The following is a 20,739-nucleotide window of genomic DNA, read 5'->3' on the forward strand; positions in this document are numbered from 1 at the left end:
ACGGCGCCACCCGGAACACCCGCCGCCCCCGCACCCGCGAAGGCGCGCCGCGACTCCTTCCGCCCCGCACCCGCGAAGGCACCCCGCAGCCCCCTCCCGCCCCGCCGACGTCCCCCATCCCGACCTGCGCGATGTCACAACCGCCCTCCCTTCACGCACTGGTAGGCAGCGCCATGTGTGGAGGCGCGCCCGTCGTCCGGCGTCGGAGGGAGACAGTCGAGTGGATCCGGTCGTGGCAGGAGCGGTGGCCACCGTTCTTGTCAGTGTCGTGAGCGGTACGGTCAAGATCGCTTGCCATAGGCTCAGCGCAGAGGTGGAGTTGGCCCGCATCGCGGACGCCGGTGTCACGGAACGTGTCCGTCACACCGTCCCGTGGGGCACGCTCCAGGAGCACGCGAAGGAAAGGCACGTACGAGCGGCTTCCCACCGGAGCGGGGGTGGCCGTGATGGACGACGCCGCCGGCGCTGAACTCGTCACCGCACTCCCACGGGATTCCGCCGCCGCCTTACCCGGACGCAAATGGGCCGAGGAACTGCACCAGGAGCAGTACCCCGCTCTGGTCCGTTTCCTCCTCCTCAACGGAGCCTCCTGGGCAGCCGCCCAGGACGCGGCACAAGACGCCTTCACCCAGATGTGCGCTCCGGGCCTCTCCATCGCCTATCCGAGAGCCTGGCTGCGGAAAGTCGCCTGGCGCTCATGGGTGAAACAGACGATCGCACCCGAGGAACTCTGCTCGGAACCACCCGAACCGCATGAACTGACGATGCGCTGGCAGACCCCCGCCCAAGCGGCGGAACTCGACGAGGAGATCCGTACCGTCATCTCCCTGCTGCTGGGGCTTCCCGCGAAACAACGCGCCGCCATGGCATGGAACCTCGACGGATTCACCACGGAGGAAAGCGCGCGGGCCATGGGCACCACCCCCGCGGCCGTTCGGCAGAACCTCGCCAGAGCCCGCGCCGCCCTGAAGGCCGGACTCGGTCTGAACGGCGGCACGCGAGAGACGACGAAAGAGGGAGGACGATGAGTGACCCGGCACCCGCCTCGAACGGGCAGTGCTCCGAACGGACTCTGGAGGACGTCCTCGCCCTCGCGCACGGCGCCCTCCGTGTCGCCGTGCGCGACCGGCTGTCCGCGCAGGGCGGCCTCCCCGAACTGCGCGATCCCGACCTCGCCCTCAGCCGGACGCTCGCCCGTATGCACCGGGCACTCGGCACCTCGGTGTCCCCGCGACTGACCCGCCCCCCGGGACCGGACCGGGAAGGAGCACCCGCCGGGCACCTGGAATCCGGACTGCTGTCCCTCTCCCATCCCCTCGCGGACAGGCTCGCGCCCGTACGCATCAAATACCGCCACCACGCCCTGCAAACCGCTCTCTCCTACGGCATCACCGACCTCATGCCCACCCTGGCCGGCGCCCGCCGCATCACCGAAAACGTCATCGGACTGCTGGAGTTCGAGGACAACGACCTCCAGGTGAGGGCCTCGGTGCAACGCCTGGAAAAGCTCCTCGAACAGGTCGAGAACCTCGTGGAAGAACCGCCCGCGACCACGAAACCGACCCCGCCGGACTACCTCTCCGCCGTACGGCAGTCCCTGGAGGTCCACGCCAGACCCCTGCTGCGCGCCGTCCACGACGCCCACCGCCTCCTGCGGGAGGAACTCGTACCGATGCTCGCGGAACCCGACAGCGCGATGGATTCGGAGATGCTCACCCGCGACCTCTCCGATGACCTCGATCAGGCATGGGCCAAGGCCCATGACCTCTCAGGGGCCGTCAAGGCCGTCCAGAAGGCGAGCAACGACTTCGTCGGACAGGACCTGAGACAGGCGAATCTCGAAGGAGCCCGCCTCGCCGGTGTCCGATGGGACGCCTCCACCACCTGGCCCGAGGAATGGGAACCACTCATCCGCCGCGCGTCGGCTCCCGTCGATGAGGAGCCCGGGGTCCTGGTCATCGCCGCGGAACCGAGCACGACCCGGGTGCCGGCCGACACCTGACCGGCACCGACGCGGTCGCCTTCACGCGGGGCAGACGTCCTCGCCCCTCGCGAACAGCCGCCAGGCGCTCACCCCGGGGCTGGGCGAAGGCTCCGCGCACACGGCGCCGTTCCGCTTCGGCCGACCCGCACCCGCCCCGCGGGCGCTGTGGCCCCCGGGACCTCCCGGGGGCCACAGCGCGTGTGCCGTCCCGGCCGCCAGGGCCCTCAGCGCGAAGCCTGTATCCCCTCGCCCAACGCCACCAGGGCATCGGTCAGTTGGTCCATCCACTCCGAGACCGGCCTCCCGTCGTCGGACTGGAGCGCGACGAACGCCCCGTCGTAGCCGGCCATGCCGAAGGGGGCCAGGGTCACCGCGATCCGGTCGGCCGTCTCCTCGCCCGCGCTCTCGAAGGACGAGCGGATCATATGGGCCATGTAGGCGCGCCCGTCGTCGCGCACGCCGATCACCGTCTGCATCGCCTCCGGTGCCTCCGCCGCCTCGCGGCTCATCACCAGGACGAAGAGCAGGCGCAGGAACTCCTCGCCGTCCTCCATGACCTCGCCGGTCCGGCGCAGGTACCAGCGGAGCCGCTCGCGGGGGGCTCCGCCCTCCGGGGGTTCGGCGTGGGCCGCCCGCATGGCGTCGAAGAAGCGGTGCGCGCCCTGCTCCATGACGGCCGAGAGCAGTCCCGCCTTCGACGAGAAGTGATGGTAGAAGGCGCTTTTCGGCAGGCCCGCCTCTTTCGCGAGCGTCGACATGGACGTTCCGGCGTAGCCGCGCACGGACATCACGCGGGCGGCCGCGTCCAGGATCTCCTGGCGTGACCGGCGGCCGCGGCGGTTGGTACGGGCTTCCGACGCGGGCGTCTTGATCGTCTCCACTGTCCGCAGTCTAGGCGACGCCCGGACGGACCTCCCCGGCGGCGTCACGTCCGCTTCCGGCCTGCTCCCAGGCTGCGGCGAGGCCGCGTCCGGCTCGCGGCGAGGCCGCGTCCGGGTCGCCGTGAGGCCGTGGCGAGGTCGTGTACGCGGCCGTGCCCGGGGTGTGCACGGGGTGTGTACGGGGCCTGGACGGACCGGGTCCGGACCGTGGCCGGGCCGCCTCAGGCTCGTCGGCGTGCCCGGGAAATCGGCGCCGGGAATCTCTTGACGGCTCACGGAGGGGCGCTGTTACCTTCACTTCATACCGACCGATCGGTCCAAAACTTCCCCCAGCTTCACCTCGGCTTCACCCCCTGCTTCACCTCCCTTTCCCCTTTCCTCGTGTGCGAGCCTGACCACGGAGCCAGCGCATGACCACAGAATTCGACGCGGATGTCGCGATCGTCGGCTACGGCCCGACCGGTGTGATCGCCGCGCTCACCCTCGCCACCTACGGCATCTCGGCCGTCGCCTTCGAACGGGACCGGGACCTCTACTCCCGGGCCCGCGCCGTGACGGTCAACGACTGGACGATGCGGATCTTCCAGGACCTCGGCATCGACGAGCGGGTCGAGAGGGTGATCGACCCGCAGCGGGCCCTGCGCTGGATGACGTACGACCGCACCGAGATCATGCGGATCGAGCACCCGCCGTCCACCCTGGGCCGCACCCCGCGCTTCTACAACATCTACCAGCCCACCATGGAGGCCGAACTCCGCGCGGCCGTCCGGGAGCGGTACGACGACCTGGTCACCGTCCACTACGGCGGCGAGGTCACCGGCATCGAGCAGGACGCCGACGGCGTCACCGTCACCTCGGCCTCCGAAGGCGCCACCCGCACGGTCCGCACCCGGTACGTGATCGGCGCCGACGGCGGCAGCAGCGCCACCCGGGGCCGGATCGGCTGCAAGCTGCTCGGCGACACCGACGACGTCACCTGGGTGGTCGTCGACTGCCATGTGAAGCGCTGGTGGCCCGACCGCGACTTCCTGACCTTCTGGTCCGACCGGGAACGCCCGGTCGTCGACATCGCCCTCTCCGCGGGCAACCACCGGTGGGAGATCCCGCTCAAGCCCGACGAGACCCCGGCGGACTACCCGACGAGCGCCGAGATCTGGCCCCTCCTGAAGGCGCTCGGCGTCTCCGAGGACGACGTCGAGATCCATCAGCACGCCTTCTACCAGCACCACGTCCGGATCACCGACACCTTCCGCAAGGGGCGGGTGTTCCTCGCCGGAGACGCCGCCCATCTGATGCCGCCGTGGGCCGGCGCCGGCATGCAGACCGGTATGCGCGACGCCCACGACCTGGGCTGGAAGCTCGCCGGAGTCCTCAAGGGCGAACTGCCCGAGAGCTGGCTCGACACCTACGAGGCGGAGCGGCGCCCCAACGCGGCCTTCTACACCGGCCTGGCCGTCGGACTCGGCCGGGTGATCAAGCAGGAGGCGTCCGAGGAGGAGCGGGCCGCGATGAACGCGGTGCCCGAGAACACGGTCACCCCCTTCGAGCCGCCGCTCACCGCCCCGCCGGTCCTCGCGGGCGGCTGGGTCCGCGGCGAGACCGGCGACGCCAGCGTCATCGGCCGGATGGTCCCGCAGCCGGTCACCGGCGACACCGCCGGCCGGATGGCCCGCCTCGACACCCACCTCGGCCACCACTTCGTCCTGCTCGGCGACGACGTCGACCCGGCGACCCTCCTCTCGGCCGAGGAGAAGGCCGGCTGGGACGCGCTCGGCGCCCACTACCGCGCGGTACGCCCGAAGACCGCGCACACCCAGGGCCCGGACGAGCTGGTCGACCTGGACGAGGTCCTGCTGCCCTGGATGCGCCGGTACGGGGCCCGGGTCGTCGCGGTCCGCCCCGACCGGTTCGTCGCCGCCGCCGACACCCACGGCCTCGCCGTACCCGCCGTCTGATCCCGGGCCGCACCCGCGGCCCGTTTCCGACCCCCGTACGTCCCGCGGAAGCGAACCCCGGAAACGAACCCGGCACACCGCCCCCTCCGGAGATCACCCCCGCACCCCCCCCCGCAAACCCCGCCCCTCAGAACCACCCCCGGCTCAACCCCGCGAAGTAGGGAGAATGACTTGTCCGGTGTCAAGGAACTCGGCTACGTCGTCTACGAGGTGAGCAGCCTCGCCGACTGGGAGCACTTCGGCGTCAATCTGCTCGGCATGCGGCTCGGCGAGAGGACCGGGAACGGCTTCACCCTGCGTACCGACGAGAAGGCACACCGCTGGGTCGTCACCGAAGGCCCGGCCGACGATCTGGTGGCCACCGGATACGAGGTGGAGAGCGCGGAGGCGCTCGACGCCCTGGTCGGCAGGCTGCGTACGGCCGGGGTCGAGGTCGCCGAGGGCGACGCGGCACTCGCCGCCGCCCGCAAGGTGGACCGCCTCTTCGTCACCGCCGACCCGATGGGCAACCGGATCGAACTGGTCCACGGTCTCGCCGACGCCGAGACCCCGTTCGCGTCGGCCTCGCTGCTCGGCGGCTTCGTCACTGGCGCGGGCGGCGCGGGCCACCAGGTCCTGCTGTCCCACGGCGTCTCCCGGGAGACCTACCTGGGCTTCTACATCGATCTGCTCGGTTTCAGGATCAGCGACATCATCGTCGAGGAGCTGGCCCCGGGCATCGTCGCCGACCTGATCTTCCTGCACTGCAACGGCCGCCACCACACCGTCGCCTTCGGCGACATGCCGTCGCCGAAGAGGACCCACCACTTCATGGTCGAGGTCGACGACATCAGGGACGTCGGTCTCGCCTACGACCGGTGCATGGACGCCAAGCAGCCCTTCGAGATGACCCTGGGCATGCACCCGAACGACCACATGTTCAGCTTCTACGTCTTCACACCGTCCGGCTTCAGCATCGAGTACGGCTGGGGCGGTCTGATCATCGACGACGAGACCTGGGAGGTGAAGACGCTCGACCGGCTGCACAGCTGGGGCCACCGCCCTCCGGGCGTCGTCGCCGGCCTGCTCGCCGCCGCGCCGAACCCGATGGAAGAGAACCACTGATGACTCTGAACCCGCAGGACATCGCCCGCACCGTCGAGACCGCCGACTGGACGCTCCGCTACTACGAGGCGGGCTCCGGCCACCCGGTCATCCTGCTGCACGGCAGTGGTCCCGGGGCCACCGGCTGGAGCAACTTCGCCGGCAACATCGAGGCGCTGGCCGAGCACTTCCACGTGTACGCCGTCGACATGCCCGGCTGGGGCGAGTCGGACGCCGCCACCGTCGACCGGCTCGACCACGTTGAGGCGGCGATCCAGTTCATGGACGCGCTCGCCCTCGACAAGGCGGCCTTCGTCGGCAACTCGATGGGCGGCCAGACCTCGCTCCGCCTCGCCACCGAGCACCCCGAGCGGATCTCCCACCTGATCACCATGGGCCCGCCCGTCGGCCGGATCCCCACCCTCTTCGGCGCGGGCGACGGCCCCTCCGAGGGCCTGAAGGTCCTGATCGAGGCCTACCGCGACGCGAGCCCGGAGAACATGCGCCGACTCGTCGAGATCATGGTCTACGACAAGGCCCGGTTCGCCACCCCCGAACTGTGCCAGGCCCGCTCCGACGCCGCGCTCGGCCGCCCGGAGCACCTGCGCAACTACGTGGACGGCCTGCCCCAGGGCGCCCCGCTGCCGAAGTGGGTCAAGCCGGAACTGCTGCCGACGATCCAGGTCCCGACCCTGCTGATCCACGGCCGTGACGACCGCGTCGTCTCCTTCGAGACCTCGCTCTACCTCCTGGCGAACATCTCCGACAGCCGCCTGGTGGTCCTCAACCACTGCGGCCACTGGGCGATGATCGAGCACGCCGACGAGTTCAACCGCCTGGTCGTCGACTTCATCGCCCACAACTGACCCCGAGGCGCCACCGCCCCCCGGGGGGGCGACACCCCGTAAGGGCCCGTACGACACCGCCATCACGGCGGAGCCGTACGGGCCCTTCGGCGGATCAGGCGCCCTCCTCGGCGAGGTCCCGCTCCAGGGCGTGCGCCGCCGCCTCCAGGGTGGCCACCAGGGACCGCAGCCGGACCGGGTCGTATCGCACGCTCGGCAGCGACACCGAAAGACCGGCGAGCAGCCCCCCGTCCCGGTCGCGCACCGGCACGCCGACGGCGGTCAGACCGCGCTCGGAGCGCCCCCGGTTCACCGCGAACCCGTTCGCCCGCAGCCTGCGCAGCTCCACCCGCAGCCCTTCGGCGTCCGGGCGCTCGGCCGGCCGGTCCCGGTAGCGCTCGGCCGCGTACACCTCGTCCAGCTCCTCGTCCGACAGGTCGGCGAGGAGCAGCAGCCCTGCGGTGGTCCGGTGGGCCGGGAAGACCATGCCCTCACGGGAGCCGACCCGCAGGGCCTGCCCGCACTCGACGCTGGCGAGGAACCGCACGGTGTCCCCGGTGCGCACGCTCAGGTTCGCGGTCTCGTCGAGGAGGTCGACGACCCGCTGGAGATGGGGCAGGGCGGCCGTCCGCAGCCTGGAGACCAGGGACTGGGAGTGCGAGGCCACTTCGAGGACCGGGCCCGCGCGGTAGAGCCGGTCCTCGCCCTGCACGGCGAAGTCCCGGTAGACCAGCATCGCCAGGATCCGGTGCGCGGTCGACCGGGCCACCCCCAGCCGCTCGGCGATCCGCGACACGCTCGCCCCGCCCTCCAGCTGGAGGATGGCCGCGGCCCGCAGCGCGTGGTCGACGCTGGCGATCGGGTAGGGAGGCGGTGTCTTGAGCGGCTTGTCCACGAAGCGTCCCGTCACGGCCGGGGCAGCCCCCGACCTCGTCGTCGATCATCCAACTGTTCTGCTCTCCAGAATCTACATGTTCTTCAGGAAGGAACGAACCATCCTGGGCTCGTGACTGACTCCCCCCTCTCCCACGACCTCGCCCCGAGTTCCCCGGTACGGCTGCGGGCCGTCGCCGCGAAGGGGCAGCCCGAGGTCACCCCGGCCCTGGAAGACCTCTACCGGGGCTTCGAGGACGAACTGCTCGTCCCCCTGTGGACCGAGATCGGCGACCTGATGCCGGCCCACCCGCACTCGCGCGCCACCCCGCACCTGTGGCGCTGGCAGCGGCTGCGGGAACTCGCCGCCCGCGCCGGCGACCTCGTCCCGGTGGGCCGGGGCGGCGAACGCCGCGCCATCGCCCTGGCCAACCCCGCCCTCGGCGGACGCCCCTTCGCCACCCCGACGCTCTGGGCGGCCATCCAGTACCTGATGCCCGGCGAGGACGCCCCCGAGCACCGCCACACCCAGCACGCCTTCCGCTTCGTCGTCGAGGGCTCGGGCGTCTGGACGGTCGTCGGCGGAGACCCGGTCCCGATGAACCGGGGCGACTTCCTCCCCCAGGCAGGCTGGAACTGGCACGCCCACCACAACGCCACCACCGAACCGATGGCCTGGATCGACGGCCTGGACATCCCCTTCCAGTACGTCACCGAGTCCCAGTTCTTCGAGTTCGGCCGCGACGAGATCGACACGAGCGAACGGATCACCCCGCACCGCTCGCGCTCCGAACGCCTCTGGGCCCACCCGGGACTGCGCCCCCTGTCGGCCACCCCGACCACCCCCGGCAGCCCGCTCCTCTCCTACAAGTGGGAGTACACCGACGCCGCCCTGCGCGACCAGCTGCTCCTGGAGAGGGAAGGCCACGGCGGCACCGTGGGACCCGGCCACGCGGCGGTGCGCTACACCAACCCGCACGACGGCTCCGACGTCCTGCCCACCCTCCGCGCCGAGTTCCACCGCATCGCCCGCCACGCCGAGACCGTCCCCGTACGGGAGACCGGCTCCTCCGTCTACCAGGTCTTCGACGGCTCCGGCGTGGTCACCGTGGGGGAGCGGTCCTGGACGGTCGGCCGCGGCGACCTGTTCGTCGTCCCCTCCTGGGAACCGTTCACCGCCCGCTCCGATGCCGGTACGAGCGACTCCGACTCCGGCGCCCTCGACCTGTTCCGTTTCTCCGACGCGCCCGTCTTCGAGGCGCTGGGGCTCCACCGCACCCAGAAGGACGTCTGACCATGAAGCTCGCCACCCTCCGCACCGCCCACGGCACCCGGGCGGTCCGCCTCGACGGCGAGGTCCACGTCGACCTCGGCTACCCCGACCTGGGCGCGCTGTTCGCCGAGCCCGACTGGCGGACCAAGGCCACCGCCACCGGCCCCGCCACCCCCGCCGAAGGCGCGGACTTCGCACCCGTCGTCCCCCACCCCTCCAAGATCGTCTGCGTCGGCCACAACTACACGAACCACATCAAGGAGATGGGCCGGGAGCTGCCCACCCACCCGACCCTCTTCACCAAGTTCGCCGACACCCTCCTCGGCGCCCACGACGACATCGTCAAGCCGCCCGAGACCGACGCCCTCGACTGGGAGGTCGAACTCGCCCTCGTCGTCGGCGAGCGGGTGCGCCGCGCCGACGAACGGGAAGCCGCCGACGCCATCGCGGGCTTCACCGTCATGAACGACATCTCCGCCCGCGACTGGCAGTTCCGCACCATCGAATGGACCCAGGGCAAGATCTGGGAGGCCACCACCCCCGTCGGCCCCTACGTCGTCACCCCCGACGAGGTCGGCGGCGTCCGCCCCGCCCTCCGGGTCGAGACCACCGTCGACGGCCGGGTCATGCAGCAGGACGACACCGGCACCCTCCTGTTCGACCCCGTCTTCCTCGTCCGGTACATCTCCACCGTCATCACCCTCCACCCCGGCGACATCATCGCCACCGGCACCCCCGCCGGAGTCGGCAACGCCCGCGACCCCCAGGTCTTCCTGCGCCCCGGCCAGACCGTGACCACCGCCATCGACGGCCTCGGCGCCTGCGTCAACAAGGTCACCGCATGACCCCCGCCTCCCGGACCCCCGCCCTCCGCACCTTCGCCGACGCCCGCCGCTGGACCCTGATCGGCACCGAACTCCTCTCCGACGCCGTCGCCGCACTCTCCGACACCGGCTACGCCGCGCCCAGCGCCCTCCCCGGCTGGACCCGCGCCCACGTCGCCGCGCACGTCGCCGCCAACGCCGAGGCCCTGGGCAACCTGGTCCACTGGGCCGCGACCGGCGAACCCACCCCGATGTACGCCTCGCCCGAGGAGCGCGCCGAGGGCATCGAGCGAGGCCGCGCCCTGCCCGCCAACCAACTGACCGCCTGGCTGCGCCGCTCGGCGGACACCCTGGAGGCACGGATGGACGCCCTCGGCGAGGAGCGGTGGCGGCAGGAGGTCGTCACCGCCCAGGGCCGGACCGTCCCCGCCACCGAACTGCCCTGGATGCGCGCCCGCGAGGTGTGCGTCCACGCCGTCGACCTGGCGACGGACGTCTCCTTCGCCGACCTCCCCGCCGACTTCCTCACCGCCCTGTGCGACGAGGTCGCCGCCAGGCGGGCGACGGCCCCCGGCCCCGCCGTGCTCCTGCGGACCCCGGACGCAGGACACGTCTGGGAGCTGCCGGGCGACGGCGAACCCGCCGAGGTCGTCGGCCCGCCGCACACCCTCGCGGCCTACCTCACCGGACGGGACACCGCCCCGCGCACCCCGGACGGCTCGCCCGCCCCCCTGCTGGGCGCCTGGCTCTGACCCCCGGCGCGGGCCCCGGGCCCCCGGCGAGCCGGGGGCCCGCCCCCTGAACCTCCCCGGAGCCCGGGGCCCGCCCCGTACACCCAAGGAACAGCACATGAACCCTGCATCCACCCCGTCCGGCCGGCCCGACGTCCTGGTGGTCGGCGGGGGCATCGGCGGCCTCGGCGCCGCCTTCGCCCTCGCCCGCCAGGGACTGCGGGTACGCGTCCTCGAACAGGCCCCCGCGTACGGCGAGGTCGGCGCCGGGCTCCAGCTCGCCCCGAACTGCACCCGCATCCTCGCCGAGTACGGACTGCTCGACGAGGCCGTGTCCCTGGGCGTCGTCCCCGAGAACATGGTGATGCGCGACGCCGTCGACGCCCGCGTCCTGACCCGCCTCGACCTGCGCGACCTCGAACGCCGCTACGGCTTCCCCTACCTGGTCATCCACCGCAGCGACCTGCACGGCATCCTCCTGCGCGCCTGCGAACGCGCCGGAGTCGACCTGCTCAACGACCGGATCGTCACCGGCTACGAGAACACCGACGACGGCGCCCTGGTCCGCCTCGCCGACGGCGGCGTCGAGTCCGCCCCGCTGGTCGTCGCCGCCGACGGACTGCACTCGGTGGCCCGCCGCGACCTGATCGGCGACGACGTGGTCAACTCCTCCTACGTCGCCTACCGCTCCGCCGTCCCCATCGACCACGTCGCGGAGAACGGGATCGCGGAGAAGGACGTCACCGTCTACGTCGGACCCCGCTGCCACTTCGTCCAGTACGCCCTGCGCGGCGGCGACATGTTCAACCAGGTCGCCGTCTTCGAATCGCCGAAGGCCCTGGCCGGCCAGGAGGACTGGGGCACCCCCGACGAACTGGACACCGCCTTCGAGGGCACCTGCGACACCGTCCGCAAGGGCATCCCGCTGATGTGGCGCGACCGCTGGTGGCGCATGTTCGACCGCGAACCCATCGAGAAGTGGGTCCACGGCCGGATCGCCTTGCTCGGCGACGCCGCCCACCCGCCCCTCCAGTACATGGCCCAGGGCGCGATCATGGCGATCGAGGACGGCTGGGTACTCGCCCGCCACTACGCCGGAGCCGCCGAGCCGGACGCCACCCCCGACCGGGACGCCGCCCTCGCCGCGTACGAGGCCGTACGGGTCGAACACTGCCGCCGCGTCCAGACCACCGCCCGCTCCTGGGGCGCACTCTGGCACCTCGAAGGCGACGACCGCCTGCGCCGCAACACGATCCTGCGCGCCCGGGACGAGCACGACTACTCCTTCACCGACTGGGTGTACGGCCCCACCGCGCTCGCCCCCGACGAGGAACCCGCCATGTTCACCCCCGTCCCGCTCTCCTCCGCACCCGTCGGGGAACCGGCCGCCTGACCGCGGACCGGCTCAGGCCCGCCGCCGGGCCAGGGTGGTGCCGAGCGCCGTGGCCGCCGCGCGCACGGCGTTCGCGTGGGACTCGGGCCGGAAGCGCCCGACCGGGCCGGTCACACTGACGGCGGCGACCGCCGTCACCCCGTCGGGCGCGAGGACCGGCGCGGCGACGCACAGCAGACCGGGCGCGGACTCCTCGTGCTCGTACGCCACCCCGCTCTCCACCGCCCGCGTCAGCTGGCGGCGGAGCAGCCCCGGGGCGATCACGGTGTGCGGCGTACGGCGGTCCAGCGGGCCGTTCAGGACGGCGGCCCACTCCCCCTCCCCGGCGTACGCGAGCAGCACCTTGCCGATCGCCGTGCAGTGCAGCGGCATCCGCCCGCCGGTACGGGAGGGCGTCCGGGCCTGCCGGTGCCCGCCGATCTTGGCGACGTACACGACCTCCTGGCCCTCGCGCACACCGAGGTGCACCGTCTCGTGGGTGCGCTCGTAGAGGTCCTGGAGGTACGGCATCGCCACCTCCAGGAGAGTCCGCTCGGCGGCGGCGCGCAGCCCCAGCTCGAAGAGACCGCCGGAGAGCCGGTAGCCGCGCTCGGTCTTGTCGAGCAGCCGGTGGTGGACCAGATCCCCCGCGACCCGGTGGACGGTCCCCTTCGCCAGTCCCGTACGCCGCACCAGCTCGGCGAGCGGCAGCACGGAATCGGCCGGGCCGAACGCCCGCAGGATCCCCAGGGCCTTGCCCAGGACTGTGTCGCTGTCCTCCATGACAAGAGCGTACCGCTCAGTGGAACGCCATCGTGGAGTCCCCGCCCCTCATACCGCAGATTGGACGACATGCCCCAGAACCAGCCCCCCGCCGGAGCCGACCGCATCGCCGCCGCCGCGGCCCGGCTCCGCACGGCCGCCGCCACCGGCACCCCCGCCGCCCCCGTACGCGACCTCATCGGCCGCGACGACGTCCAGGCCGCGTACGCCGTGCAGCGCCGGCTCACCGCCGAGCGGACCGAGGCGGGCGCCACCGTGGTCGGCCGGAAGATCGGCCTCACCTCCGAAGCCGTACAGCGACAGCTCGGCGTCGACCAACCCGACTTCGGCTTCCTCTTCGACGACATGGCCTACACCGACGGCGCGACCGTCCCCGCCGACGCGATCCTCCAGCCCCGCGTCGAGGCCGAGATCGCCTTCGTCCTCGGCGCCGACCTCGCCGAAGGCCCCCTCGACGACGCCCAGGTACGCGCGGCCGTCGACCACGCCGTCGTCGCGATCGAGATCTGCGGCAGCCGGATCGCCGACTGGGACATCAGCTTCGGCGACACCGTCGCCGACAACGCCTCCGCAGGCGGCTACGTCCTCGGCACCCGGCGCGTCCCGCTCACCGGCTTCGACCCCGTCGCCGCCGCGATGACCATGACCGTCGACGGCGAGACCGTCTCCACCGGCAGCGGCGCCGCCTGCCTCGGCGACCCGGTCAACGCCGTCGTCTGGCTCGCCCGCCAGGCCCGCGAGCTGGGCGAACCCCTCCGCGCTGGACAGATCGTCCTCTCCGGCGCCCTCGGCCCGATGCGTCCCGTGACGCCGGGCACCGCCGTCCACGCCACCGTCACCGGCCTCGGCTCGGTGTCGGTCGCCTTCTCCGCGTAAGGAACGACGATGAGCAAGACCAAGGTCGCCATCATCGGCTCGGGCAACATCGGCACCGACCTGATGATCAAGATCATGCGCCAGGCCGAACACCTCGACATGGGCGTCATGGTCGGCATCGACCCCGCATCCGACGGACTGGCCCGCGCCGCCCGCCTCGGCTTCGAGACCACCGCCGAAGGCGTCGACGGACTCCTGAAGTCGCCGCTGATCGACGAGATCGGCATCGTCTTCGACGCCACCTCCGCCGGAGCCCACCGGACCAACGACGCCAAGCTGCGCCCGCTCGGCATCCGCGTGATCGACCTGACCCCGGCCGCGATCGGCCCCTACGTCATCCCGGCGGTCAACCTGGAGGAACACCTCGACGCGCCGAACGTCAACATGGTCACCTGCGGAGGCCAGGCCACCATCCCCGTCGTGGCCGCGATCAGCCGGGTCGCCCCGGTCGCCTACGCCGAGATCGTCGCCTCCATCGCCTCCAAGTCGGCCGGACCCGGCACCCGCGCCAACATCGACGAGTTCACCGAGACGACCTCCGAGGCGATCGTGCGCGTCGGCGGCGCCCGGCGCGGCAAGGCCATCATCATCCTCAACCCGGCCGAACCGCCCCTCATGATGCGCGACACCGTCTTCGCCCTCGTCACCCTGCCCGAAGGCGAGGAAACCCGGGCGGCCGAGGACCGGATCACCGCCTCCGTCGCCGAGATGGCCGCCGAGGTCGCCTCGTACGTCCCCGGCTACCGGCTCGTCCAGGACGTCCAGATCACCGAGATCCCCGCCGACCAGCCCGTCGAGACCCTCCTCGCGGAGGACACCGACACCCGCCCGACCCACCAGGTGTCGGTCTTCCTCGAAGTCGAGGGCGCCGGCATGTACCTCCCGGCGTACGCGGGAAACCTCGACATCATGACCTCGGCCGCCGTGCGGATGGCCGAGAAGATCGCCGCCGCGAAGGAGACCGCGAAGTGAGCACCCCGATCTTCGTCCAGGACGTCACCCTCCGCGACGGCATGCACGCCGTCCGGCACCGTATAAGCCCCGAGGACGTCCAACGCATCGTCGTGGCCCTGGACGAGGCCGGAGTCGACGCCATCGAGGTCGCCCACGGCGACGGCCTCGCCGGCGGCTCCGTCAACTACGGCCCCGGCTCCCACACCGACTGGGAGTGGATCGAGGCCGCCGCCTCCGTCCTCAAGCGCGCCCGCCTCACCACCCTGCTGCTGCCGGGCGTCGGCACCGTCCACGAACTCAAGCAGGCCTACGCCCTCGGCGTCCGCTCCGCACGGGTCGCCACCCACTGCACCGAAGCCGACGTCTCCGCCCAGCACATCGCCGCCGCCCGCGAACTCGGCATGGACGTCTCCGGCTTCCTGATGCTCTCCCACATGGCCGAACCCGAACAGCTCGCCCGCCAGGCCAAGCTGATGGAGTCCTACGGCGCCCACTGCGTCTACGTCACCGACTCCGGCGGCCGGCTGACGATGAACGACGTCGCCGCCCGGGTCCGCGCCTACCGCGACGTCCTCGACCCGGCCACCGAGATCGGCATCCACGCCCACGAGAACCTCTCGCTCTCCGTCGCCAACTCGGTGGTCGCGGTCGAGAACGGCGCCTACCGCGTCGACGCCTCGCTCGCCGGACACGGAGCGGGCGCGGGCAACTGCCCCATCGAGGCCTTCGTCGCCGTCGCCGACCTCTCCGGTTTCCGGCACGGCTGCGACCTGGCCGGACTCCAGGACGCCGCCGACGACATCGTCCGCCCCCTCCAGGACCGCCCGGTCCGGGTCGACCGCGAAACCCTCACTCTCGGCTACGCGGGCGTCTACTCCAGCTTCCTGCGACACGCGGAAGCCGCCGCGCAGCGCTACGAGGTCGATGTGCGCGCCATCCTGATGGAGTGCGGCCGACGCCGTCTGGTCGGCGGCCAGGAGGACATGATCGTCGACATCGCCCTCGGCCTGGCGGCCGCGCGCTGAGACCGGGAAGGGACGCCGGTCCGGACCCCCGACCGGACCGGCGCCCCGACCCCCGGTGGGCGGTCCGGACCCCCGGCCGGACCGCCCACCGCCCCTCCGGCGGCCCGGCACGGCCCGGCACGGCGCCGCACACGTGTCGACGAGGAGAAACACGAGGCTTGCGCCCCCCGTACATCACCGGTCAATATGGTTACGTGCATCACGCCTTTCCCTGCGGGACACTCTGCCTGGACTTCGTCGGCACCCTGCGGGCCCGGCGTCACGCCGAACCCCTGGAGGGACTGGCCACGCCCGGACTCCTCGACGACTGGTTCACGGAATCCGGAATGCTCGACCTGCCCCCCTGCGCGACCGATGCCGAGGTGACCGTCGCCGTACGGCTGCGCGAGGCCATCCACGCCCTCGTGTCCGCCCGCCTCGACGCCCGCCCGCTCCCCGCCGAGCAGCTCGCGGAGGTCAATCTGCACGCCTCCGGACCGCCCGTCACGGTACGGCTGGGACCCGAGGGCGTCCTGCGCACGGGATCGGTCGCCCAGGGCCTCGCGACCCTGGCCCGTGAGGCGGCGCTCCTCCTCGGCGGAGACGACGCGGAGCTGCTGCGGGAGTGCGCCCGCCCCGATTGCGCCCAGGTCTACCTCGACCGCTCGCGCGGCCGCCGCCGCGAATGGTGCGCGATGCGGACCTGCGGAAACCGCGTCAAGGCCGCCAACTACCGGGCCCGCCGACACCCCACCCGAAGCCGCCCCGCGTCCTGAAGCCGACCCGCAGCCCGTAGCCCTCAGTCCGTAGTCTGTAGCTCGGACTCGACCCGTAGCCCGGACTCGACCTGGAGCCCGGCCCCGATCCGCAACCCGAGGCCGCCCCACCGCCCGGAAGCACCCCGAGGCTCGGCAAGCCGCGTCCCGGGCATCACTCCCCGGCCTGCGGCGAACCGGACTCCGGCGAACCGGACTCCGCCGGGGACGACTCCGCCGGGGACGACTCCCCGGGCCGAGGGGCACCCTCCGACACTCTCGCGACCTGCGCGTGCCACATGTCGGCGAGATGGTTCAGCCACAGCTCGGACAGCACGTCGAGCGACTTCGGCGCGGCACCGCGCACCACGTTCGCGGTCAACAGCCGGGTCCCCTCCTCGGTCGCGGTGATCAACCAGGACTGATACAGCCGCACCCCCGCACCGATCCCCAGCCAGCCGATCCGGCGCGGGGGCTCGTACTCGCCCACGAACACCTCGAACCGGTGCCCGTGCCACCGCACCTCGAAGATCTGCGCCAGCTTGTCGATGGACACCTCGGACACCTCGGGCGCCCACCGGGGCCAGCTGGACACATCGGTGAGCAGCGCGAACACCCGGTCCGCCGACGTCCGCACCAGGGCCTCACGCTCGAAATGACCGTGCGCGTCGTCCGGCGAGAAACCGGCCGGCCAGTGCACGCCCGGATCGCCGTTCGTCGTCTCGTGCATCCGATGTCCCTTTCGCACTGCTGCTCGACTGTCGACGCGGTCACCGGGGAGGCGGCCGGGCAGGAAGAAGCCACCCCATTCTGGGCCCCGACACGGCGCCACGCCTGAGTCGAATGACTGATACGCCGCAGGGACACCACCCGTCACCTCCCCGACGACGGCCCGCTCACCGCCCGCCGCCCTCCTTCGGCAGAGACTCCAGGGCGTCCCGCAGCGCCGCCCGCGAAACGATGCCCAGCTTGGGATAGATCTGATACAAATGCGCGCCCACCGTCCGGTGGGACAGGAAAAGCCGCTCGCCGATCTGCTTGTTGGTGAGCCCACCGGCCGCCAGCTCCGCGATGTGCAACTCCTGCGCCGTCAGGGACACCGACCGCGCAGGCGCGATCGCCGGACCCGCGTAACCGGTCGCCCGCAGCTCCGCCGTCGCCCGCGCCACCCACGGCGCCGCCCCCAACGCCTCGAAGGACTCCAACGCGGCGACCAACTGCCCCCTGGCCTCCCTCGTCGCCCGCCGCCGCCTGAGATGCTCCCCGTGGAAGAGACGTACCCGGGCGACATCGAAAGGCCACTTCTCCACCTCCACCGAGGACAGCGCCCGCTCGAACAGGACGAGCGCCTCCTCCCCCCGCGCGGTCAGCGCCTCGCAGGCCAGGACCAGCATCCCCAACCGAGGCGACAACCCGGACATCGCGGACTCCCGCATCGCGGTCGCGTGCGCCTCGGCCTCGGCCGTCCGCCCCGTCCTGAGCGCCGCCTCCACCAGATCCATCGCGCTCCACAGGGCATGCGGGACAAACGGTGCCAGCACCCCGGGCGCACTGACCACACTCGCATGCCGGAACGCGGCCTCGAAGTCACCACTCCCCAGCGCGCCCAACGCCTGCGCGTGCGCCGCGAAGTACCGGGCGCCATGGGCACCACGCGGGTTCGCCCAGCGCAGGATGTCCGCCACGAGCGCGTCACTCGTCCCCACCTCGCCCCGGGCCGCCGCCACGAGCGCCTGCACATACCGCAGTTCCCAGTCGAAGAAGTGATACCCGTGCTCCTCGCCCAGGGCGATCCCCTCACCGGCCAGCCGCATGGCATCGTCCCAGCGCCCCAGGTTGTAGGAGTCGAGCCCCAGATGCATCAACGCGCCCAGATACCGCCGCACGGGCGCGCCGCCGCTCCGCCCATGCTCGACCAGCCGTAGCGAAGCCTCCCGCACCCGCGCCAGCCGGTCCGGATAGACCGACGCCGTGCCGAGCCGCACCACACGCGTCGGATCGTCCCCGACCCGGGCGAGAAGCACATCCAGCCGCGCGAGCCCCTCCGGCCCGGTGCGCGCGGGATCACCGAAGGTCCGCGCCACCGTCCACAACAAGTCCGGCGGCGCGGGCGTCAGCCGGTCGAGCGCCCGGAACAACGGCTCCCACAACCGGGGATCACCCCCGTACCAGCACAACAGGACCAGACTGTGCAGCGCGTCGACGAGTGCGTCGTCGGACGCCCGATAACCGTGGTCGCCGTTCTCGATCGCACCGACGAGCAGCCCATGCGCCGTGCCGACGTCCCCGTCCTTGTTGATCAGAAGAAAAGCGGCCGCCGCCGCCGCGTGCAGCGAATCACGCCCCGACGGATCGGCCTGCCGCGCGTCGTCCAACAACCGCGAAGCGCCCGCCAGCTCACCACCCGCGTCCGTACCGATGTACGCCGCCTCGGCCAGCCGTCTGCTCTTGTCGGCCGGCAGCGGACTGAGCCCGGCGGCCCGCGTCAGCGCCATCACCGCACCCAGCGCGTCCCCACGCCGCATCCGCAGACGCGCGGCCTGCTCCAGCAGACCCGCGACCTCCTCGTCCGGCCCCACCGTCACCTCCCCCAGATGCCACGCACGCCGCTCCGGCCGATCACCGAGCGCCGCCGCCAACGCCCGGTGCGCCCGGTGCCGCTCCGCCGTCGTCGCCTGCGCCACCACGGCGGAACCGATCAACGGATGCCGGAAGGACAGCTTCCGGGTGTCAGCCGACACCACCACGAGCCGCTCCCGCTCGGCCGGAGCCAGGTCGTCGAACACGAGCCGCTCCCGTGCCGCCGGAGCCAGGCCGTCGAAGACCGCACGGCCCCGGACCGCCCCCTCGACCGGCGCGAGATCCCCCGTCCCGTCGAGCGCCGCGAACAGCAGCAGCTCACGGGTCGGGGCGGGCAGCCCGGCCACCCGGGAGACGAACATCGCCTGAAGCCGCTCACTCAACGGCAGCACCGCGGGCACCGCCGTCAGCGTGGTCCGCTGCTCCCCGCTCAGAGCATCCGGAAGCTCGACGAGCGCCAGCGGATTGCCGTGCGCCTCGGCGACGATGCGCCGCCGCACCGCCGGGGACACATCGGGATGCGCGAGCGCGACCAACTCGGCCGACGCCATCTCGTCCAAGGGCCCGAGCCGATGCTCGGTCAGCCCGCTGGACTCGAAGAAACTGTCCGCACCGGAGCGGCAGGCCGCCACGAGACCGACCTTGCTGCCCACGAGCCGACGGGCCACGAACCCCAGCACCCCCGTCGTCGCCCGGTCGAGCCACGGCAGGTCGTCGACGACCACGAGCAGCGGAGTGTCCCGGGAGATCAGCCGCAACAGCAGCAGCACGGCCGTCGAGGTCAGCAGCCGGTCGGGACTCGGCCCGCTCCCGATCCCCACCGCCACCCGCAGCGCCTCACGGTGCCCCTCGTCGAGGACCCCGAACTCGTCGAAGAGCGGCACCAGCAGCTGATTGAGCCCGGCATAGCCGATGTCCGCCTCGAACTGCACCCCCCGGGCCCGCAGCACCCGCCCGCCCCGCCGCACCGCGTCCTGCGCCAGCACGTCGAGCAGCGCCGTCTTGCCCACCCCCGCCTCACCGGTCAGCAGCAGCGCCGCACCCCGCACCACCGAGTCGTGGAAGAAGGAGCGGATGAACGACAGATCCTCGTCGCGCCCGACCAACCGTGTCACGCCGAGCGGAGACCGGCGCTCCACCTCGTTCATCGGACTGCCTCCCAGGCCCTGCCACCGGACGAGCCCGGCACCGCGCCCCGGCCCCGTACCCCTCGACTTCGCCGGGTCATGCAACCACCCGGACGCGGAGCGTGTCCATGCCGGTACCGTCCGCCCGTCAGATGACGTACCGGTGGGCGGTACGCGGGCCAGGCGGCGGGATGCGGGCGCCGGGGACGCGGTACGGGCCGGGTCAGGTGACGGATGGCGGGGCGGGGCCGGTGCGGAAGAGTCGGGGTGACGATTCAGGCACCACGGAAGGGGCTTTCCGTCATGAACGGCGAACAGACCGGCGCCCGGACGGACCGGGCGGGGGAGTCGTCGGTCCTCCGGCTGGGCATCCGACGGGTGCTGGACGGCGTCCCGCTCCAGCCCGTCAGGGCCGAGTTCCGGTTCGACCCGGCGTCGCCGATGGTGGTGTCGGCGACCTTCACCCCGTGGCGCGGCCGGGGAGTGACCTGGCGCATCGGCCGCGAGCTGCTGTACCGGGGGCTGTACGAGGAGAGCGGCGAAGGCGATGTACAGGCGTGGCCGGTACGGGGCGAGCACGCCGAGACGGCATGGCTGCTGCTGGAGTCACGGACGAGCAGCGCGGTGTTCGAACTGCCCGTCGTGGAACTGGAGGAGTGGCTGGACGCCACGTACGGAATGGTGCCGGAGGAGACGGAAGGGGACGTGCTGGACTGGGACGCCTTCCTCGGCGGACTACTGGACGACCGCGAACGGCCCGGCGACTGACCGCACCCGACACCTGTGCGGGTCGGGCGCCGACGACCCCCACCGCGCGGGGAGGTGGGGCATGTGAACTG

The 20,739-nt window shown here is 72.2% G+C and carries 19 protein-coding genes; 14 read left to right on the top strand and 5 right to left on the bottom strand.

The genetic code is table 11. The annotated features are described in order from the left end of the window. The first annotated feature begins 446 nt into the window (after positions 1–446). A complete protein-coding gene (locus BU197_RS21595) occupies positions 447–1,028 on the top strand; it encodes an RNA polymerase sigma factor (RefSeq protein ID WP_188269953.1) in 582 nt (193 codons plus the stop codon). Next, positions 1,025–2,002 carry a hypothetical protein gene (locus tag BU197_RS21600; RefSeq protein WP_188269954.1) on the top strand — a complete coding sequence of 326 codons (978 nt, stop codon included), beginning with the start codon at positions 1,025–1,027 and terminating at the stop codon, positions 2,000–2,002. Before BU197_RS21595 ends, BU197_RS21600 begins: the two co-directional genes overlap by 4 nt. A 206-nt stretch (positions 2,003–2,208) precedes the next feature. On the opposite strand, the gene BU197_RS21605 is transcribed toward BU197_RS21600, so the two are convergent. After that, complete coding sequence (locus BU197_RS21605) at positions 2,209–2,865, bottom strand: TetR/AcrR family transcriptional regulator (protein ID WP_317452285.1); 657 nt, start codon at positions 2,863–2,865, stop codon at positions 2,209–2,211. A gap of 410 nt (positions 2,866–3,275) precedes the next feature. Here BU197_RS21605 and BU197_RS21610 point away from each other — a divergent pair, with 410 nt between their 5' ends. The 3 genes from BU197_RS21610 (at position 3,276) to BU197_RS21620 (ending at position 6,769) form a co-directional block, all read left to right on the top strand. Next, the gene (locus BU197_RS21610) at positions 3,276–4,820 is read left to right on the top strand and encodes an FAD-dependent monooxygenase (protein WP_188269955.1); all 1,545 of its coding nucleotides are present in this window, start codon (positions 3,276–3,278) and stop codon (positions 4,818–4,820) included. A gap of 171 nt (positions 4,821–4,991) precedes the next feature. Beyond that, a complete protein-coding gene (locus BU197_RS21615) occupies positions 4,992–5,924 on the top strand; it encodes a VOC family protein (protein ID WP_188269956.1) in 933 nt (310 codons plus the stop codon). Continuing rightward, positions 5,924–6,769: an alpha/beta fold hydrolase gene (locus tag BU197_RS21620; RefSeq protein WP_188269957.1), complete on the top strand. Its 846-nt coding sequence runs from the start codon at positions 5,924–5,926 to the stop codon at positions 6,767–6,769. Before BU197_RS21615 ends, BU197_RS21620 begins: the two co-directional genes overlap by 1 nt. A gap of 94 nt (positions 6,770–6,863) precedes the next feature. Here the strand turns inward: BU197_RS21620 and BU197_RS21625 are convergent, their stop codons facing one another. Next, a complete protein-coding gene (locus BU197_RS21625; RefSeq protein ID WP_188269958.1) occupies positions 6,864–7,643 on the bottom strand; it encodes an IclR family transcriptional regulator in 780 nt (259 codons plus the stop codon). A gap of 111 nt (positions 7,644–7,754) precedes the next feature. On the opposite strand from BU197_RS21625, the gene BU197_RS21630 reads away from it, so the two are divergent. The 4 genes from BU197_RS21630 (at position 7,755) to BU197_RS21645 (ending at position 11,842) form a co-directional block, all read left to right on the top strand. Continuing rightward, positions 7,755–8,915: a cupin domain-containing protein gene (locus tag BU197_RS21630; RefSeq protein WP_188269959.1), complete on the top strand. Its 1,161-nt coding sequence runs from the start codon at positions 7,755–7,757 to the stop codon at positions 8,913–8,915. A gap of 2 nt (positions 8,916–8,917) precedes the next feature. Beyond that, positions 8,918–9,739 carry a fumarylacetoacetate hydrolase family protein gene (locus tag BU197_RS21635; RefSeq protein WP_188269960.1) on the top strand — a complete coding sequence of 274 codons (822 nt, stop codon included), beginning with the start codon at positions 8,918–8,920 and terminating at the stop codon, positions 9,737–9,739. Further along, positions 9,736–10,470 carry a maleylpyruvate isomerase family mycothiol-dependent enzyme gene (locus BU197_RS21640; protein WP_188269961.1) on the top strand — a complete coding sequence of 245 codons (735 nt, stop codon included), beginning with the start codon at positions 9,736–9,738 and terminating at the stop codon, positions 10,468–10,470. Before BU197_RS21635 ends, BU197_RS21640 begins: the two co-directional genes overlap by 4 nt. Positions 10,471–10,567: 97 nt before the next feature. Next, the gene (locus BU197_RS21645) at positions 10,568–11,842 is read left to right on the top strand and encodes an FAD-dependent monooxygenase (protein WP_188269962.1); all 1,275 of its coding nucleotides are present in this window, start codon (positions 10,568–10,570) and stop codon (positions 11,840–11,842) included. A 12-nt stretch (positions 11,843–11,854) separates the two neighbouring features. Here BU197_RS21645 and BU197_RS21650 read toward each other — a convergent pair whose 3' ends face one another. Next, the gene (locus BU197_RS21650; RefSeq protein WP_188269963.1) at positions 11,855–12,604 is read right to left on the bottom strand and encodes an IclR family transcriptional regulator; all 750 of its coding nucleotides are present in this window, start codon (positions 12,602–12,604) and stop codon (positions 11,855–11,857) included. Between the two features lie 69 nt (positions 12,605–12,673). Between BU197_RS21650 and BU197_RS21655 the strand changes: the two genes are divergently transcribed. The 4 genes from BU197_RS21655 (at position 12,674) to BU197_RS21670 (ending at position 16,214) form a co-directional block, all read left to right on the top strand. Further along, a complete protein-coding gene (locus BU197_RS21655; protein ID WP_188269964.1) occupies positions 12,674–13,480 on the top strand; it encodes a 2-keto-4-pentenoate hydratase in 807 nt (268 codons plus the stop codon). Between the two features lie 9 nt (positions 13,481–13,489). Then, the gene (locus tag BU197_RS21660; RefSeq protein WP_188269965.1) at positions 13,490–14,452 is read left to right on the top strand and encodes an acetaldehyde dehydrogenase (acetylating); all 963 of its coding nucleotides are present in this window, start codon (positions 13,490–13,492) and stop codon (positions 14,450–14,452) included. Beyond that, positions 14,449–15,459 (top strand): 4-hydroxy-2-oxovalerate aldolase, encoded by a 1,011-nt coding sequence (dmpG, locus tag BU197_RS21665; protein ID WP_188269966.1) that lies wholly within the window; start codon positions 14,449–14,451, stop codon positions 15,457–15,459. The genes BU197_RS21660 and dmpG overlap by 4 nt, the downstream gene beginning before the upstream one ends. 194 nt (positions 15,460–15,653) lie before the next feature. Beyond that, positions 15,654–16,214 carry a CGNR zinc finger domain-containing protein gene (locus BU197_RS21670; RefSeq protein ID WP_188269967.1) on the top strand — a complete coding sequence of 187 codons (561 nt, stop codon included), beginning with the start codon at positions 15,654–15,656 and terminating at the stop codon, positions 16,212–16,214. 154 nt (positions 16,215–16,368) lie between these two features. Here BU197_RS21670 and BU197_RS21675 read toward each other — a convergent pair whose 3' ends face one another. Continuing rightward, entirely contained in the window at positions 16,369–16,923 is a 555-nt protein-coding gene (locus BU197_RS21675; RefSeq protein ID WP_188269968.1) for an SRPBCC family protein, read from the bottom strand. 166 nt (positions 16,924–17,089) lie between these two features. Next, on the bottom strand, positions 17,090–19,921 hold the full coding sequence (locus BU197_RS21680; RefSeq protein ID WP_188269969.1) for an ATP-binding protein: 2,832 nt from the start codon (positions 19,919–19,921) through the stop codon (positions 17,090–17,092). A 282-nt stretch (positions 19,922–20,203) separates the two neighbouring features. On the opposite strand from BU197_RS21680, the gene BU197_RS21685 reads away from it, so the two are divergent. Beyond that, the gene (locus BU197_RS21685; protein WP_188269970.1) at positions 20,204–20,668 is read left to right on the top strand and encodes an SsgA family sporulation/cell division regulator; all 465 of its coding nucleotides are present in this window, start codon (positions 20,204–20,206) and stop codon (positions 20,666–20,668) included. Positions 20,669–20,739 lie beyond the last annotated feature (71 nt).

Origin of the sequence: Streptomyces sp. CBMA291, assembly GCF_014596525.1 — a bacterium.
GTDB lineage: Bacteria > Actinomycetota > Actinomycetes > Streptomycetales > Streptomycetaceae > Streptomyces.